This window comes from Myxococcus llanfairpwllgwyngyllgogerychwyrndrobwllllantysiliogogogochensis (assembly GCF_006636215.1).
Lineage (GTDB): Bacteria > Myxococcota > Myxococcia > Myxococcales > Myxococcaceae > Myxococcus > Myxococcus llanfairpwllgwyngyllgogerychwyrndrobwllllantysiliogogogochensis.
Map to the genome: position 1 here is coordinate 1 of NZ_VIFM01000242.1, position 16,427 is coordinate 16,427.

The 16,427-nt window shown below is 66.0% G+C and carries 9 protein-coding genes, 2 tRNA genes and 2 pseudogenes; 6 read left to right on the forward strand and 7 right to left on the reverse strand.

The window, feature by feature from the left end:
• Nucleotides 1–283 (forward strand): annotated as a pseudogene (locus FJV41_RS52645) (hypothetical protein); the annotation flags it as partial.
• Between the two features lie 173 nt (nucleotides 284–456).
• On the opposite strand, the gene ltrA reads toward FJV41_RS52645, so the two are convergent.
• From ltrA to FJV41_RS38525, 6 genes and pseudogenes are all read right to left on the reverse strand, one after another.
• Nucleotides 457–1,788 carry a group II intron reverse transcriptase/maturase gene (gene ltrA / locus FJV41_RS38500; protein ID WP_246137684.1) on the reverse strand — a complete coding sequence of 444 codons (1,332 nt, stop codon included), beginning with the start codon at nucleotides 1,786–1,788 and terminating at the stop codon, nucleotides 457–459.
• 866 nt (nucleotides 1,789–2,654) lie between these two features.
• Nucleotides 2,655–2,882 (reverse strand): annotated as a pseudogene (locus FJV41_RS56935) (transposase); the annotation flags it as partial.
• 364 nt (nucleotides 2,883–3,246) lie between these two features.
• Complete coding sequence (locus FJV41_RS38510; protein ID WP_141647604.1) at nucleotides 3,247–4,485, reverse strand: hypothetical protein; 1,239 nt, start codon at nucleotides 4,483–4,485, stop codon at nucleotides 3,247–3,249.
• 618 nt (nucleotides 4,486–5,103) lie between these two features.
• A complete protein-coding gene (locus tag FJV41_RS38515) occupies nucleotides 5,104–6,978 on the reverse strand; it encodes a caspase family protein (protein ID WP_141647605.1) in 1,875 nt (624 codons plus the stop codon).
• Complete coding sequence (locus tag FJV41_RS38520; protein WP_141647606.1) at nucleotides 6,975–7,796, reverse strand: anti-sigma factor family protein; 822 nt, start codon at nucleotides 7,794–7,796, stop codon at nucleotides 6,975–6,977. The genes FJV41_RS38515 and FJV41_RS38520 overlap by 4 nt, the downstream gene beginning before the upstream one ends.
• On the reverse strand, nucleotides 7,793–8,362 hold the full coding sequence (locus FJV41_RS38525; RefSeq protein WP_174487727.1) for an RNA polymerase sigma factor: 570 nt from the start codon (nucleotides 8,360–8,362) through the stop codon (nucleotides 7,793–7,795). Before FJV41_RS38525 ends, FJV41_RS38520 begins: the two co-directional genes overlap by 4 nt.
• 1,251 nt (nucleotides 8,363–9,613) lie before the next feature.
• Here FJV41_RS38525 and FJV41_RS38530 point away from each other — a divergent pair.
• From FJV41_RS38530 to FJV41_RS38545, 5 genes are all read left to right on the forward strand, one after another.
• Nucleotides 9,614–12,529, forward strand: a complete 2,916-nt coding sequence (locus FJV41_RS38530) for a cell wall anchor protein (RefSeq protein WP_141647611.1) — start codon at nucleotides 9,614–9,616, stop codon at nucleotides 12,527–12,529.
• A gap of 478 nt (nucleotides 12,530–13,007) precedes the next feature.
• Nucleotides 13,008–13,166: a hypothetical protein gene (locus tag FJV41_RS52650; protein ID WP_174454832.1), complete on the forward strand. Its 159-nt coding sequence runs from the start codon at nucleotides 13,008–13,010 to the stop codon at nucleotides 13,164–13,166.
• A gap of 287 nt (nucleotides 13,167–13,453) precedes the next feature.
• A tRNA-Lys gene (locus FJV41_RS38535) sits at nucleotides 13,454–13,524 on the forward strand.
• A gap of 91 nt (nucleotides 13,525–13,615) precedes the next feature.
• Nucleotides 13,616–13,687, forward strand: a tRNA-Asn gene (locus FJV41_RS38540).
• A 791-nt stretch (nucleotides 13,688–14,478) separates the two neighbouring features.
• On the forward strand, nucleotides 14,479–15,633 hold the full coding sequence (locus FJV41_RS38545; RefSeq protein WP_141647608.1) for a hypothetical protein: 1,155 nt from the start codon (nucleotides 14,479–14,481) through the stop codon (nucleotides 15,631–15,633).
• A gap of 211 nt (nucleotides 15,634–15,844) precedes the next feature.
• Here the strand turns inward: FJV41_RS38545 and FJV41_RS38550 are convergent, their stop codons facing one another.
• Complete coding sequence (locus FJV41_RS38550) at nucleotides 15,845–16,138, reverse strand: hypothetical protein (RefSeq protein WP_141647609.1); 294 nt, start codon at nucleotides 16,136–16,138, stop codon at nucleotides 15,845–15,847.
• Between the last annotated feature and the right edge of the window lie 289 nt (nucleotides 16,139–16,427).

A 16,427-nucleotide genomic window follows, 5' to 3' on the forward strand; every position in this document is an offset into this window, starting at 1 on the left:
TGCGTCCGCCGAGGATGCGCACGACTGGGTGACGCGCTTCGTGGATTGGTACAACACCGAGCACCTTCACTCCGCCATCCGCTTCGTCACGCCTGACGACAGGCACTTCGGTCGCGAGGCCTCGCTGCTGGCTCGACGCCACCGGGTGTACCAGCGCGCCCAATCCCGTCACCCGGAGCGATGGAGCCGCGTCACGCGCAACTGGACTCCCGCAGGCTCCGTCCGCCTGGGCCCCTCGCCCAGCCTCATCCCGGCCGTGCAGGAGATGAAGCGCATCGGCTGAACCCTCTCACGCGGTCGGGTCGGGAGCCGGCGCGGTGGTGTACAGGCTGCTCTTGGCTGTCTCCGCCGTTTCCGGCTTCGTGCCCGTGTAGAGCGCGCCATCACTCCGTCTCCGGTCCCCGCCACATCGAACCGGACAGGCGGGTTTCCCGCATCCGGCTCACCGCGAAGGCGTCATCTCACCGGGGTTATGGTCCCGCTCGTTGGGAGGCCTGCTTTCAGGGCGGCGTAGTACCTCACCCGGTAGTCATTGAAGAGACCCCAGCTTCCGTACACGACGTCCTTACTCCACCGCTTCCAACCGAATCCCCCTCGCTTCGCTCTCTTCGCCGCGAACCGCCTCACCTTGAGCTCGACGTGGTGCTTCACCCTGTCGAGCGCCTGGTACGAGTTGCCCCACCGGAAGTAGTTCACCCAGCCGCGCACAATGGCATTCACTTCCGCCACGGCTGACTGCACCGCGAGTGCTCGGCTGTCCCGCAGGACGTAGCGCACGCGGCGCAGGACTTCGGTGACTTTCTTTCGTCGAGGATTCGTATTCGGGTACCACGTCCCCGTCTTCGGGCTCCTCTTCCACCGGAAGTCGAAGCCCAGAAACGCGAAGGAGGCGCCACGGTCGGTCATTGTCACCGTCCGCGTCTTCTCCGTGTTGAGCGACACACCGAGTGCCCCCGCCTCCTGGCGGATGCGCTCCAGCGCCCGGGCTGCCCACCTCCACCCCTTCTCGGAGTCGGGGGTGAGCACCACCATGTCGTCCAAGTACCGCGCATAGGTGAGGAAACCTCGTCCTCGGTCCAAGGCATGGTCGAGGTCGTTCAGCGCGATGTTGGCCAGCAACGGGGACAGGGGCGAGCCCTGCGGGATTCCCTTGTCCCCCGTACTCTTCAGGAACTGACTCACGAGCGCCAATACCTCGCCGTCCTGGACTCTTCGGGCTACCCGCTCCAGCAACGGCGCATGCCGGATGCTGTCGAAGTATGCCTTCAAGTCCACGTCCACGACGTGGTGCCTGCGCTGTCGCAGCCCCTGCCGCACGGTGTCGATGGCTTCATGCGCCGAGCGCCCCGGCCTCGCCCCGAAGGAACTGCCCGAGAAGTCAGCCTCGAAGATTGGCTCCAATACCAGCCTGAGGGCACCTTGGACGACGCGGTCTCGAATCGATGGAATCGAGATGACACGCACCTTGCCGCCCTCCTTCGGAATCTCTCTTCGTCGGTACGGTCTGGGGCGGTATGTGCCGGTGCGAAGTTCCTCGGCGACTGCGCCGAGAAACCCTGCCCGTCCCTCGTCCTCGATGTGCTCGAAGGTGATGCCGTCTTGTCCGGGAGCCCCGCCGTTGCGCTTGGCTTCCAGGTAGGCGGCTTCGAGAACGTCGGGTTTGAGGACGTGGACGTACAATCCCCAGAAGCGATGCTTCGGGGCGGATTTCGCCCGATGGCCTATCCTCGCGCGGAGGTCCTGCGGACTGATGGTGGGCTTTGTCATCCCGCTCCCGCCTCGCTCCACTGCTCGGAGTGCCTCCGGTAGGGGCCCTTCGCTCCACGGGCATTACCCCGCTTCATCGCTACTACGACCCCATCCGTCGGGCTCTCGCCTTCGCCGGGCTTCGCCTCATCGGCTCGCCGCAGCTACCTTGCTTCCGCAGGATTTCTCCACGGGGCGAGGAGCCCTTCCCTGTTTCCACTCATGTCCTTGTGCGCGTGCCGTCACCCTCTACCCCGCCGGGTGGTGCGGCCCCTTGGTCGTTCTGCGGGGACGCCCTGCTGCCTTCGCCGTAGTTGTGGCGGCTCGGCACCCGGAGGTATCAATTGACGGGGCCTCGACTGGGCATTCACTCGTCGTTACGGCCCGCGCACTCGCTCACCCCGCTGAAACGGGGCTTTGTCAGTGGGCTTCACCGCAGGGGTCTCCCCTGTCGGCGCCACCCCAGCTATGCGGCCTTGACCTGTTGCCGCCTCGGGACTTTCACCCTACGGGTCCATGAGTTCCTCCAGGCATCACACATCTACCTTGACGCTCACCGGTGACAGTAGGCTTGGCCCCTGTCGCACCTCCGACAGAGCCAGAACAATTCCCCGCAATGACAGCACTCTCGCTCTCGAAGCTCGTGCACCCGGGCCTCCGGGTGGACGCTTTCGTGACACGGGCGCCTCTTGTTGCTGTCTGTCGCGGAGAGGTGGCGACTCCATTTGTCCGGCGGCCTGGCCTTCCTCCAGGTCGCTCATCTCGTCCACTTCTGCCGCCCAGCGTGGCTCAAGGCTCCCCTGCCGCCAGTTTTCGGCACCTCGAGCGTTGATGCGCGGCCCTCCAATCCCGCGCTTCTCCGCGCTCGGGTGGATCGAAGACCCGCGCTTCTTGAAGGTCGCCTCCAGCACAGCCACTTCAAGGTGCCCCATGGACGTCAGCAGGCCTCGCAGGTAGCTGCCGTTGCGTTGGTCCTTGCGCCCCGCCACCTGTTGCCAGCGCCCCGCGCCCACCAGGCCTCGAATCTCCTCCTCCAGCAGCATCTCCAGCGTCATGCGGATGGCTCCCAGGAAGAGGGCTCGCACGTCGGTGCGCACCTCCTCGTGCGAGGGCGCGGCAAAGTCTGTATCGTCCACGGCTGGGAACTTCTCGGCCTCCTCGCCAAAGGAGGACCGTCTCGGTTGGTTTCACCCAGGAGCTTCCCTCTCTTCCGCTCGCCCCTGCTCGACATCTACACACTTATAGGGACACGACCCAGAGAGGTATTGAGGCGTCTGAGCCGGGCGCAATTCCGACCTCTATCAAAGGGAAAAGAGGACCCAGCGGCTCGTCATGCGCATCGCTCACGTCATGACGCACATTTTGACGCACTCATGACGCAGCGACCGAATTTGGGGTAGGCACACCCATCGCACGCTCGGAGGCGTGCTCGCGGATTCGCCTGTCCCGGTGGTGCGGCGCGGGCGATGGTGCTGGGCCCGGCATCCGCCGGAGCCTCTGTCACAGCGCCGCAGCGACGGCCCGGCGGTCCGCTCGCGCCGTGGGGGCCAGGAAGCTCTCGAGCTCCTGGTCGAGGCAGACCGTTCGAACGGCACGCAGTATGTCCTGTTGCACAGGGGTGTCCGCCGCGAAGCCGTCCGCAAACAGCCGCTCCCAGCGCTGGACGGCGCCACAGCGCATGAACCTGAGCATGTATTCATCGAAGGTCAGGCGTATGCGATGAAGCGACCGTTCGGAGTAGTTCCAGTGATACAGCGGATAGAGGTCCAGGGCCGCCATATCGATGAAGATTGGGTATTCGCCGTAGACGAGCACCCGGTACTTTCCCTCGGGGCGCCCGTTCAGCCGACTGTCTCCGAGGTATTTGGCGACGAGAGACTCCTTGCGCCAGAACAGGTCCATATAGCCGGAGATGCGTGAGTCCGCGAACAGGCCGTCTCTGCGCCACGAGAGGACGGTCCCGTCGAGCTGCCGATAGAAGTTCAGCACACCCGCCGGTACGGGATGACCGAGAATCAGGTGCGCAGCGATCATCTCGCTCGACATCGGCGCGCCGCCATCCACGAGCAGCCGCCCCTTCCCGGGCCTTTCCGGTCGCATCCATGCTCGGCCGGCCACGGCCTGTGCGAGTTCGGCGTGCCAGTCGACCCCCGGCGAGGTCGCCACCAGGAGCCCGGCGACCTCTCGCTCGAGCGCTTCGAATGATCCGGTCAGTCCGAGCTCGCGGCGAGCGGCCTCGGCGACGAGTAGCGGCCATAACGGCGCCCCGGCGCAACGAATCGCCAGCGCGAGGTACTCCTCCAGCCGAAACGGCAGCGTCCAGCGCTTCGTGTCCAGCGCGAGCACGAGCTCATAGCTGCCCTCCACGAATCGCGCGCACGTGTGCACATGGTGCCCACGATGCGAGGTGCACGCGAGCGGGAGCAGTCCTTCGCGAAGCAGCGGGTCCTGCGTCGGGTGCGCGACGTGCCGGACCAGCGCGTCCACCAGCGCCTTGATCGCATGGAGCTGAATCTGACCGCCGGGCCAGCGCAGTCGCATGCGATTGACGGCGACGAGGCCGTCGCGCAGGTCGTCGGGCAGCGCGGGCAGAAGGTCGCGCAGCGCCTGCAGATCGGCACGCGCGACCTTCTTCGGCGGGAGGTACTCACAGCCGGCCACCGCCGCGAGCGCGACTCCCGGCGGCGGGCCGAGGCCCGAGGGACCACGAAGCGCGGTAAGTAGATCGTTCAGTGACATCGAAGCGAGATTGTGTGCGTGCTGGCTGTGGTGGGGTCAAGTCCAAAGGCGAACGCATCATGCGTCACTGAAACTAAAGGAATTTGCGTGCGAGGGGTCGGTGGCGGAGGGTGAGACACCATGCTCGCCCAGCCCCCCAAGTCAGCCCAGTGGAGTATGCGCAAGCGGCCTCACAGCGGAAGTTGGCTACACAAACCACCTGTCCACCGACTCGGCTCTCCCGCACTTCGTGTGGGTCCCCGCTGGAGAGCAGGCAGGCGCGGCAAGCTGGCAATGGGGCGAATACACCCTGGAAATGGAAACGCTGTACCCGCTTCCAGGGTGTCGGGTGGACTGAGATGTATGGCCTCGCCAACTTCGACCTCCTGCGTCTTCGAGTGCTGCTCACCGTCTGAACCTACGGTCCACACGAAGTGCGGGAGAGCCACGAAACCGGGGCAACTTCACTTCGAACCATCGGTCGGGCTCCGGGTCGCGAAACAAGAGAAGAGGCTCAGGGGTGCAGTCGCGAACAAGGCGTCATCTATCTTTGGCGGAAGCAGGGAGCAACCCAACGCCGTCCACTCGTATCGGCACCAGCCATGGGCACGTCGAGCGGCACGACAGGTTTTGAGTGACTCAGAATTGGCCCGACATCCCCATCATGGCCCCACCCTCGGGGAGCAGCGAGATGGACATCCGAGGCACTTCGCGAGGTGCGCGGTCGGAGCGCCAGGCTTCGAGGACATGCTCGGCGGGTGACCGTTGCAGGAAGGCGTCCAGCAGGAAGCCCGTCCCAGCAATCATGAAGGCCGGCCCTGCCAGCCGATTGAGGGCGCGACCATAGTTCTCCGGCAACGGGGGCTTCGCGTCCTCCATCCACACCGTGAGGGCAGCACCTGTGGCGAATACGAAAGCGCCCGTCAACTTGAGAGCAAACCTGTTGCGCTCCTCGGTGACCGCGATGCTCCGGAGGCGCTCTTCGGTGCGCGCAACCACCGAGGCGTGGTCCTCCTGAGTCAAGAGCGCCCGCCGATATTCCGCTTCCACCTCCTCCCCCTCCGTGCTGCTCAGCAGCGACCATGTACCGGCCCCAAGGAGGAGCGCGCTTGCCCCCAGATAGCTCCAGTTCGCAGCCTTGTACCCGCCCGCCCTCAGGTTGAGCCCTCCCGCGAGAGCCAATGCCGCGCCACCCGTGAGCCGGAGCGCACCTTCGACGTGTCTGCTCTGGCGCTGCTGTCGTCCCAGTTGCCCCAGAAGCAATCCCATGCGTTCACCGTCCTCGCGCGAGATGCCGTACACGGGAGTGGGGGTCGCCGCTTGTGCACTGCGGAAGTCAGCAAGCGCCTGGGGGCCAAACGGCTGAGCGAAGAGCATGCGCAGTGGGTCCGTGATTCCCCGCGCCTCCAGCACGCGCTCGACGGAGACGAGTGAGGAGAGGGTCCCCTGTTCCGCAGGCAACCCGAAGCGCTCGGAGCTCCCATCCGCGAGCACCCGCTCGACGCTCCCACCGCGAATGGCCTGGGGCAGGCGCAAGTGGACACGATGGCCCGCCTCGCTGTGGCTGTCTATCCAGCGCAGCCCCTCCGCATCCCGCACAACGAGCCGGACGGGCTCTGTCTCACCCACATCGAGCACCGCGCCGTTCGCGACCCCGGACTCCATCAGATGGACCTGGTTGTCGCCCGAGGGACCTCGGGCAAACACATGCGGGCGGAAGGCGGGATTCTTCACTTCGTGGCTGGCGGTCTCCACGAAGGCAGCCAGCTCTTCGTAGGAGACCGCCCCGTCCCCGTCCCCGTCCGCCGCGCCGAGCAACCCCGAGCGGACCGCATGACTGAAGATTCCGGACTGGAGCTCCGACCACTCATACACCTCCGCCTCCGCGCTCGTGGAGAGTAGCACCCCGACATTCTGGAGCCTGCGCCCCATGGCCTCCGCGGAGTCCACGGGCGTGGCGTAGCGCCGGCCGCCGGGCTTGCGCGGGTTGAGCATGAAGAACGAGTTGCAACTGTCGAGGACCACGTGGGCCCGTTGAACCGGAATCCTGGACAGCGCCTCCTCGAGCGCGTCGGACGTGAAGGCGCCATCGGAAAGCTCGAGGAAGCCCTTTCCTTGCTCGACATCCCCGTGACCGGCGAAGAGGAAGTACAGCTCACTCTCCCGTCCCTGGCGCGTGTTCTCTCGGACGCGCCGCGAGATATCCTCGAAGGCCTCCTGAAGCCGTGCGAGGGTGGGTGGCTCCGCCCGCTGCCGCACCTCCGGAAACAGCCGCGCGGTGTCCTTGTCGAGTTCCGTGAGCACGCGCACATATGCCCCCGGGGCGAGCACCCGAAAGACGGTGTCGTACTTGGCAGCGTCATCGTCCGCGAACTGGAGCCGGGGGCGTCCGAGGGTGGCACTCGTGTTGTTGCCGACAATCAAGACGAAGCGCTCGCGCGTTTCGGCCAAACAGAGCATGGGGAGGAAGAGCAACGTGTACGTGAGCGACTTCATGGCCGTGGAGAGATTCATGGCGCTTTCTCGAGCATCAACGTCCAGTGGGTGAGTGCGGCCTCCGGCCAACGCGCGCGGAGGAGTGGTTCCAGGTTCGGGCTCTTCTCGAGCGCCTCCACGTCGAGGACGCGGAGGGGCTCGGACGTCACCAGCGCAAAGACTTGCAAGGGGCCCAACGCGGGCTGGTCGAGCAGCACCGCCTCCGGCATGGGGGTGTCGCGTACCGAGGGCGACAGCTCGACCGAGCGAGGGTCCTCCCCCGGCGTGAGGTACGCGGGGTAGAGCCAGTGAAGTTCGCCGGCTGCGTCCCTGGCGAAGAGGAGGAGAAAAGCGGGCGTCTCGCCCAGGTTGCGGAAGCGCGCGAAGAGCGGGGTCGACGGCGAGAGGACCGCTCCGGGACGAAGCAGCACGGGTGGGCTGCCGGCGGAGAGCAGGTCCACTCCAACATACCGTTGGAGTGGCGCAACGAATTGCCCGCCACGCGCGGCGAACTGCGTTCGGAGGGGAGAGAACTCTTGCACCGCATATCCACACAAGACGCCTGTCACCGCCAGGCATGCCGTGGCGAGTCCTGCGCGCCAGCCCGGTGCCCACCAGGCCACGGGGTGGCGGAGGGGCTTGTCCTTGAGACGGGCCATGAGGGCTTGGACGTCGCGCTCATCCACGGGAGGCGGTGGCGCGCTCAGGCGGGCCACCAGCTGCTTCTGTGCGTTCAGCTCTCGGCGGCAGGATGCGCAGCCGGACAGGTGTCCTTCGAGCCACCGGGAACGATGGAGGGTGCTCTCGCCATCCAGCCATTCCAGCAGCTCCATGGGGTCGGGACAGGGGGCGCTCATTCGCCATCCTCCTGGGTGTGCGCGCGCAGTTGGCGGATGCCGAGAAACACGCGCGAACGGACGGTGCTGACAGGCACATCGAGGATCCGAGCAATCTCGGGGTAGTCGAGCCCCTGGCTGAATCGCAGCAGCACGGCCTCCTTCAGCTTGGGAGACAGCTCGTGCAGGGCCACCAGGGTGCGTCGGCGGCGCTCGACGTCGAGGAGGGTGTCGAGGGGGGAGTGGGCAGTGACGCCCTCCTCCTGAGTGAGGTGCCGCTTGCGGCGCACGCGGTCGCGATACTGATTGCGACAGAGGTTGCGCACCACCGTGTAGAGATAGACGGAGAAGGGACGCGCTGGCCGGAACTCCCGGCGCGCATGCCAGACCTTGAGCAGGGCCTCTTGCGCGGTCTCCGCCCCCGCGGCGGCGTCGCCCAGATAGCGGGTCGCGAACTGCTGAACCTGCGCCAGGTGCCGCCGGACGAGGGCCGCGAAGGCGTCCTCTGCCCCCGCACTGGCCAGGAGCATCAGCTCCGCGTCAGTGCGCTCCTCGACCGGCCTGTCTGGAGGCGGCACGACGAACATTCTCGGATTTCGCTCGGACATCGGCAGGAGAACACCGTAGAGCGAAGTCCGTTGAGTCCCTAGATGCGGATTTCTCCAAGAGGAAGAGGGGCCGCGCCACCGGAGCGCCGCAATCAGACCGCAGGTGTCTCACCGGGGCAGGTTGGGAGCAGACTCTGCCGCCCCGAAGCCCGGGCACTGAGTCACTCGTGCGTCGACCCATAGTCGCCAGGGCGTCAAGGTGAGTCGGCGAAGCGCACAAGGGCGTCGTCAGCGCAGACCATCTGCCGAGGCTGGGCTCCAATCCAAGGGACCCCGCATTTCGGCATTCGGGCCCACTTCTCTTCAGGGGACGTTGAGCGTTAGGCAGACGCGCGGGCCTGTAGCGCCCCCGACAGGCTCAACGCCCAGCGCCCCCATCCAGCCTGAGCGCGGCCCGCCACACCCGTCGCACAAACATAGCGGGCTCTCGCTCAAGGGTTGGAAGTTCTTAGCGACTCAATCGGACGCGGTTAACAGGCGCTGTTAACCGTTGGGGCAGCGGTTAACACCATTTCCTGAGACTCTCAATTCTCCGCTCCAAGGTCTCCAGGAAGGCTGCTCTCTCTGCTCTCCGGTTTCATTCCTTACATGCTTTGCAGGCGTCCACAGGGGCGTCGCGAGGCGGGCACGGCCCCTACGGAGGGCCGGCCTGCGCGCCCCAGGCTGAAGCGGGTAGCCGATGAGCCGCGCCCCCGGCGCCGGTCAAGTCCCGAATCGTGTGTAGTTGGTTCGGAGGGGGAACGGGGGAGGAAAGCTCCTTGGCTGCATCATTCAGCGGTGTCTGGGGTTGAAGTCAGAGGGGCCATGTCCAGGTAGCGGCGGTCGTCCCAGATGCCAGTGACTTCAAGGGCTTCGTGCCCCACGAGCTCGACGAAGCCCACAGTTCCAGGCACGCTCCAGATCACAGGATGTCAGCACCGTTCTGCTGATGTCACGAGCCGGTCACGGCCACGGTCACGAGGCTTGCCTGGAGGCCCACCCCTCGGGGTGCCGACCGCCCTTCGGCCCTTGCACCGTGCGCAGATATCTTTGGGCTTCGCGTTCTCAAAGGACTCCGCGTGACCGCATGGACAGGACTGCCACCTTTTTTCGATGACACCCGACGATCCAAACCATTTCACGGTAGCTTTCCCGTGTCATGACAGTCGATTGCGCTTCGCACTGCGGGGTCCTTCACATGGCCGATTCCCGGACCTCCAGTCCAGTGAGTCGACACCCGATCAAAACCCCATGACCCCAATCCGAAGTCTGTGGCTCGCGGCCGCCCTACTGATGGCCGCCTGTGGAACGACTGAGCTCGCGCAGCCCGACGACGTACAGGATGCGACGACGGCCCAGGGCCTCTCCACCCTCTCCGTGCGAGGAACCACCAGCGCGAGCGGCCTAGCCACCACCACCCTCTCCATTCCCACCCCCGTCGGTACGGCCGCCGGAGATGTGCTGGTGATGCAGCTGAGCAATCGCGAGGCCGTCACAGCCGTCGCTACCCCACCCGCTGGCTGGACGCTGCTGCGCTCCGAGCAGAGCGCCTCGGCCATCAGGTCCTGGCTCTTCCTCCGCGTGGCCAGCGCGGCCGAGCCGAGCAGTCACACCTTCACCCTCGACCTCGCCAGCGCCATGGCGGCCACCCTGGTCGCGGTGTCGGGCGCGGATCCGCTCCAGCCGATCGACGTGCACGTGGGCCAGAAGAATGGCAACAGCGCGAGCCTCGCGCTGCCCGTCGCCGCCACGTCGTCCGCGAACGGCCTCGCAGTGTGGTTCTCGGCCCAGGTCTGGGGAGGCGCCGCGTGCCCCGCGGTCCACACCCCGCCGACGGGCTTCACCGAGCAGCTCGACACCTGCCTCGTCTCGTCGTCGCACGGCGTGCTGCACAGCGCCGCCACCTCGGAGCTCGGGGCCGCAGGTGCCCAGCCCGCCTTCACCGGCAGCTCCACGCTCCCCAACACCAACATCACGCACGCGGTGGTGCTGCGCCCCCTCCAGCCGCCGGCCACCGGGGAGATCACCCTCGTCGGCACCACGCACGCGAGCGGCAAGACGGTCACCAGCCTGACCCTCTCGAGCCCTCCGGGCGTCGCCGCCGGTAACGTGCTGCTGGCGCACCTTGCGAACCGGAACCAGATCGGCGCCGAGCTCACCCCGCCCGCGGGTTGGACGCTGGTGCGCACCGACATGAGCACCTGGAGCATCCGCGGCTGGGTCTTCGTCCGCGTCGCCACCGCCAGCGAGCCCGCGAGCCACACGTTCCAGAGCTCCATCGCGAGCTACTTCGTCGGCAACCTCGTGGCGTATGCCGGCGTCGATCCGGCCAACCCGATCGACACGCACGCCGGCAAGAGCAACAGCGGCTCGACGGCCTTCACGACGCCGCAGCTGAGCACCTCGACCGCGGGCGGGGCTGCCGTCTGGTTCGGCGCGCAGACGTGGACCGGCGCCGCGTGTCCGACCCCGGCGATCGAGCCCCCCGTGGGCTTCGCCGAGACCTACGACACCTGCCTGGTGTCCTCGTCCCAGGGCCTCGTCTTCAACGCCGCGTTCATGCCCCTCGCCGGTGCCGGCCTCCAGGGACCGTTCAACGGGAGCTCGACGTTCGCCGAGACCAACGTCGCGCAGGTCGTCGCCCTTCGCCGCGCCGAGGTCGCGCCGTCCTCGGGGGTCTCGTTGCGTGGGAGCTCGCACCACAGCGGCCTGTCGCTCGCTTCGCTGTCGATCCCCAAGCCGTCGGGGACCGCGGCCAACGACGCGCTCATCGCGCGGGTGACCGTGCGCAACAACATCACCGCGACCGTCACGCCGCCCGCCGGCTGGACGTTCCTGCGCTCGGAGCAGAGCGCCTGGGCCATCCGCACCTGGATCTTCTACCGCGTCGCGGGCGCCTCCGAGCCTGCGAGCTACGCGTTCGCACTGGACGCGACCACCCACATGGCGGGGAGCGTGGAAGCCTTCAGCGGCGTCGATCCGGTCCAGCCAATCGACGTGCACGCAGGCCAGAAGAACGGCGACTCCGCGTCGTTCACCGTGCCCGACGTGGTGACCGGCAGCGCGGGTGGCCTCGCCGTCTGGTACGGCTCACAGGTCTGGCCGGACGCCACCTGCCCTGCCACCCGCATCGAGCCGCCGCTCGGCTTCACCGAGGCCTTCGACGCGTGCCTGGGTCACGCCAACGGACTGCTCTTCAATGCGGCCTACCGGTCGCTCACCGCGCCGGGCCTCCAGACGGGCCTCTCCGGCAGCTCCGCGTTCGTGCAGACCAACACCGCGCACGTGATCGTCCTGCGCGCCGCCAACGCCCCCGCCTGCATGGTCGGAGACACGTACGCGAGCACCTTCACGCTCCAGGGCACCGTGACCGCGCCGGAAATCGTGGAGCCCTCGGGCCTGGCCGCGAGCCGCGTGGTCGGCAACGCGCTCTACGTGCACAACGAGGACACCACCGCGATCGTCGCGATCAACACGCTCAACGCGAGTACGATCGGCACGTTCAACGTGACCAACGTGACGCCGGCCGACTGGGAGGACCTCGCAACCGGGCCCTGCCCGAGCGGCTCGTGCATCTTCATCGGTGACATCGGGAAGTGGAGCGCCAACTTCCCTGCGGGTGGCAGCCCCACGTCGTTCACGATCTACCGCGTGCCCGAGCCGAATCTCGCCAACGGCCAGACCTCGGGGGGGCTCGTCGCCGAGGCCTTCCCGTTCGTCTATCCGGACGGCGCGAAGGACGCGGAGTCGCTGATGGTGCACCCCACCACCGGGGACATCTACGTCGTCACCAAGGACGGGGGCACGGGGAAGAGCGGCGTGTACAAGTTCCCCCAGCCGCTGACGCCGGGCGTACAGGCCACGCTGATCCACGTCCACACGATCCAGCTGCCGCTGAACGGAGACGCCAACTTCTCGGCCGCGACCGCGGCGGCGATCCACCCATGCGCGGATCGCTTCCTCCTTCGCACCTACCGCACTGTCTACGAGTTCCGTGCGACGCCGGGACTTGGCTTCGAGTCGGCCGTCTTCGCGACGCCCGTCACGCTGACCGACACCACCGAGGGCCAGGGTGAGGCGATCGAGTACGAGGCCAACGGCGCGAGCTACTTCACGATGAGCGAGAGCCCCTCGCCCTTCAAGCTCAAGCGCGTGCCCCTGCAGTAGGACCGCGTCGACACGCCGAGGAGCAAGGCCGGTCGTGGGGCACGTCCCCATGGCCGGCCTTGCTGCTCCGAGTTGGGAGCTCGCGCTCGGTGCCGCCGTTCACGCGGTCGTACACACGGCGTCCCGCTTGAAGCCCAGGCACACCCGCGGGCCGGAGCATGAGCACCGGCCCCCGCGCGCATCGCCGGGCCAGATGCCTCTCCTCGGACGCGCCGTGCGGCACGGAGGTCTCCGCGTCAGACTCCTTGCGAACCCGCGGGGCAGCTGCGCCCGCTGCGAGGGAGTCCACGCGATGGAGACCATGGCCACGGCGCTGCGTCCTGCCTGCTCTCGCCCCCAAGGCGTCATCAACTCGGCACGTCAGCCGAGGCGACAACTTCCCTGAAACAGGGGGCCACGGCCGTGAAGCTCAAATAATCGGGCCTTGTCAGGAACGAAAGTCACCCGCCGTAGAGTCTCCCCGAAAGGAGCGGCGACCATGACGACGTTGACGACGCGGACGAACCCGATGAAGCGCAGCTATCGCAACAACCTCTGGCCCCAGTTCGGTGCCGCCTCCTGCTCCCTTGTGAGCTTCGCCTCGAAGTCCCTCGTGGGATTTGACCGGCTTGGCGGCCCTCCGCCCGTACCCTGCTGACGCTCGCGCTCCTTCACTGGCGCGCCAAGCCACGCAGAGGCCGGGCTCCCATCCAGGGGACCCGGCCTCTCGGCTTTCTGGGCTCCCAGCGTCCCCATTCAACACCGGCGTGGCCAGCCACGCACAGCCACACCGCATCACGAGTTACAGCTCGAGGGCCGGACTCGCGTCCGTGCGCCAGGAATCCTGGCTCGCGTTCGAGTACCCGACAGCCTCAAGGTCTCTGACAACTGAATCGTCGTGGTGAATGTATGCCGCCCGCGCGCATCCGGGGCGGCAAACAATCTGCCTCCGTAGCTCATTGGAAGAGCATCCGCCTCTTAAGCGGACGGCGAGGGTTCGAATCCCTCCGGAGGTACTCATACCGGGGTCGTCTAACTAGCAAGGATGGCGGACTCTGACTCCGCAGATGCAATTCCTGCCTCCGGTTCTCTCTTCACACAGCACATTCCCCGGTAGCTCAATGGCAGAGCGCGCGGCTGTTAACCGCGAAGTTGAGGGTTCGAATCCCTCCTGGGGAGCTACTTGAAAGGCCCTACCAACTGGTAGGGCCTTTTTTGTTTAACAAGGGCCTCGCGATTACATCGCGGGGCCTTCGTGCTTAAGCCGCTGAATCCCAAGGGATTTTGCCTCGCGGTGCTGAAGAGGGCGCTCTCAGCCCTCTTCCCCAGAGAGCAAGACGCGCCCTCCTCTCCGCCGCCGATTGGGCTCTCTGGACCGCTCTTTCACCCGTTTTGGGGAGAGAGAGGCCGAGAGTGGTTAACAGTTTTGTTAACCACTTCGGACCACCGATTCTGACAATCCCTGGCTTTCGATGTCGTACCTTCCAGGGTTACGCCATTTCCCTCTTTCAGAATGCCGAAATGGGCGACCTGTTAACCGAGAGAGCGAAAAAGGGCTCGCCGTTACTCGGTATCCCCGATTTCGTCGCGCGGCGCAGACTCTCCGAGACTCTCAGAAGCTCTTGGCCGAGTCCTCGGCACAGCCCCCTGCCCCGCCTCTCTGCTCTTGCCCGCGCGCCGTGGTGGCTCCGAGAGAGACCTGCTGGGCAAGGAAGACGGCCCGAGGATGCGCCCGCGTTCGCCCACTCCTGTGCTGAGCCGTGCAGAGGCCCGCGCAGAAGTCCGCCGCGACCGTCCCACGAGGGCTCCGCTGATCCGCTGAGGCGAGGCTGCGCTTCCAGCCCGCGAAGGGCTTCGCGTGAACGAGCTCTGGCCAGGCGCGCCGAAAAGGCATGGGTTCCTGCGCAGTTTTCGAGCGAAGCACGGACTGCTACCTTCGCCGTTTTTTCGCAGCACGCGAGGGGACATCCATGGCGGAAGGCAGCCTGCTGAACCTCATCACCTTCGGCTACGCCAGCCGGTATGAGGCAGCGGCCACCCGGGCGGAAGGCGCGAGCAGCGCGCTTCGTGCCCTTGAAGTCGAGACACAGGGCCTGGCGGAGCTGCTGGCTCGAATCGAGAAGCGCCTCGCGGCTGGCGAAGTCCTGGTGGAGATTGCCCAGCTCGCTGACAGGCGGGTCTTCGTGACGGGGCTTCAACGGCGCGGCGCGGTGGACCACTACCTGTACGAAGGGGACACCGGGCGTTCCGAGAAGCCAGTGCTCTCCTTCGTCGGCACGTTCGGCGATGACGCTGTGACGCTGAACGAAATCGCCTGCAACGAGAAGCGCTGCCACCTGGACCACGGGCCCCTGCTCCTCAAGCACGTGGTGGCATTCGCTCGAGACCAAGGTCTCAGTGACATTCGCGGCACACCGCGTCCCGCGGACTGGAGTCATGGCCACGTCCCAGAGAGCTTCAAGGTGACGCATGCGATTCAGCCAGAGCGAAAGCCCGTGGCGGACATCCTGCCTCTGCGTCGACGCCTTCGAAGGGAGCAGACGAGTGAGGTCGCAACATGGCCACCCGACGCGTTCCGATTGATGCAGTTGATGCGGGACTTTCAGAAACAGACGGCGACCGCTGTCTGGAAGGAGCGCCGCAGACTCGACATCCGGACGGCCCGAGAGGAAGTGTCGCCGGCTGCCATTGAAGCCTTCGTTCAGCACCTCATCGACTCACAGGCAGCGGTGGTCGGCCTCATGAGGGACCGGACGCTCGTCGACAACCTCAAAGAGACTCACCCGCTGGCGTTTCGCTTCGGGCTCAACGGGAGAATCGAGAAGTTGGAGCTCGTGCTGCTCGCGAAGCACTCAGCCTGGCGCAACATGGGGATGGCCCACGTCCATCTTCCTGAACTCGCCAAGGGAGGACGTCGGGCGAAGGCCGCACCTGCACGCAGGCCCGTCGCGGATCCACGCCCCTTCCTTCCATCCGTCGGCAAGCCACTCGTCCTCGTGCTGCGTGATGGAATGGTGCTCCACCTGCCACTGCTCGCCGTGGGCCCGTTTGACCTTCTCCTGGGCTGGCCGGGCAATGAGGTCCTCGTGCACCTGCACGCCATCACCTTCTGGGAAGCGGCGTAGCCGCCTCAAACTGCCAGACCGAACCCTGCGCGCCAGCCGGCACTCTCTGGCGCGCAGGGGAAGCGCATTTACCCGAGATGCGTCCCGCGCTGCCGCGGAGCCTCCCCCATAACTAGCCGAAAAGGGGCGGAAGGCTGGTTACCTCACGGCGGCCTGCATGAGCCCACAGACACCGTTCTCGATGAATCCACCTCGGACTCAACCATTTCCTCTAGGTACTTCCATCACCAAACCTAGCCATCGCCATATCATTCAAACCACTCCTCACTAAATAGTACTTATCATGCATCAAATAGACATGAACACCAATCTCGGGGAGAATATTGACGTGGATTGCCTCCACGCCACTCTGCTCAATCAGACCGGCCAGCGCTCCAGCCATCGGACGAGTCAGCGCGTCCGTCATATAGAACCCAGCCAAGCCAATCTCTTCAAGCACCACAGGCAGGAGCTCTCGCCGCATCCTTTCCCTGGCCTCGGCCTCTTCTTGCTCGAAATTTCTCACCTGTTTCCTCCGGAACAGAGCCTTGAGCGGCCCTGTTGATGGCCGGTCCTGCAGACTCTAGCGCGACGCCCAATGCCTCCACCCCACTAAGAGGTTCTAACAAAAAGTGGTGCTATAAGGCCCACCATGAAACTACCCAGACCCGTCTTCCGCACCTCGTCTCTCGTCCTTCTGTCCATGGCCACGGCAAGCTCGGGCGTGAGCGCGGCCGAGAAGCCTCTGTCGGCTTTCGCCAAAGAGATCCTCGCGGCACACAACTTGATCCGGAAGCAGGCCCCAGCCAAGCCCC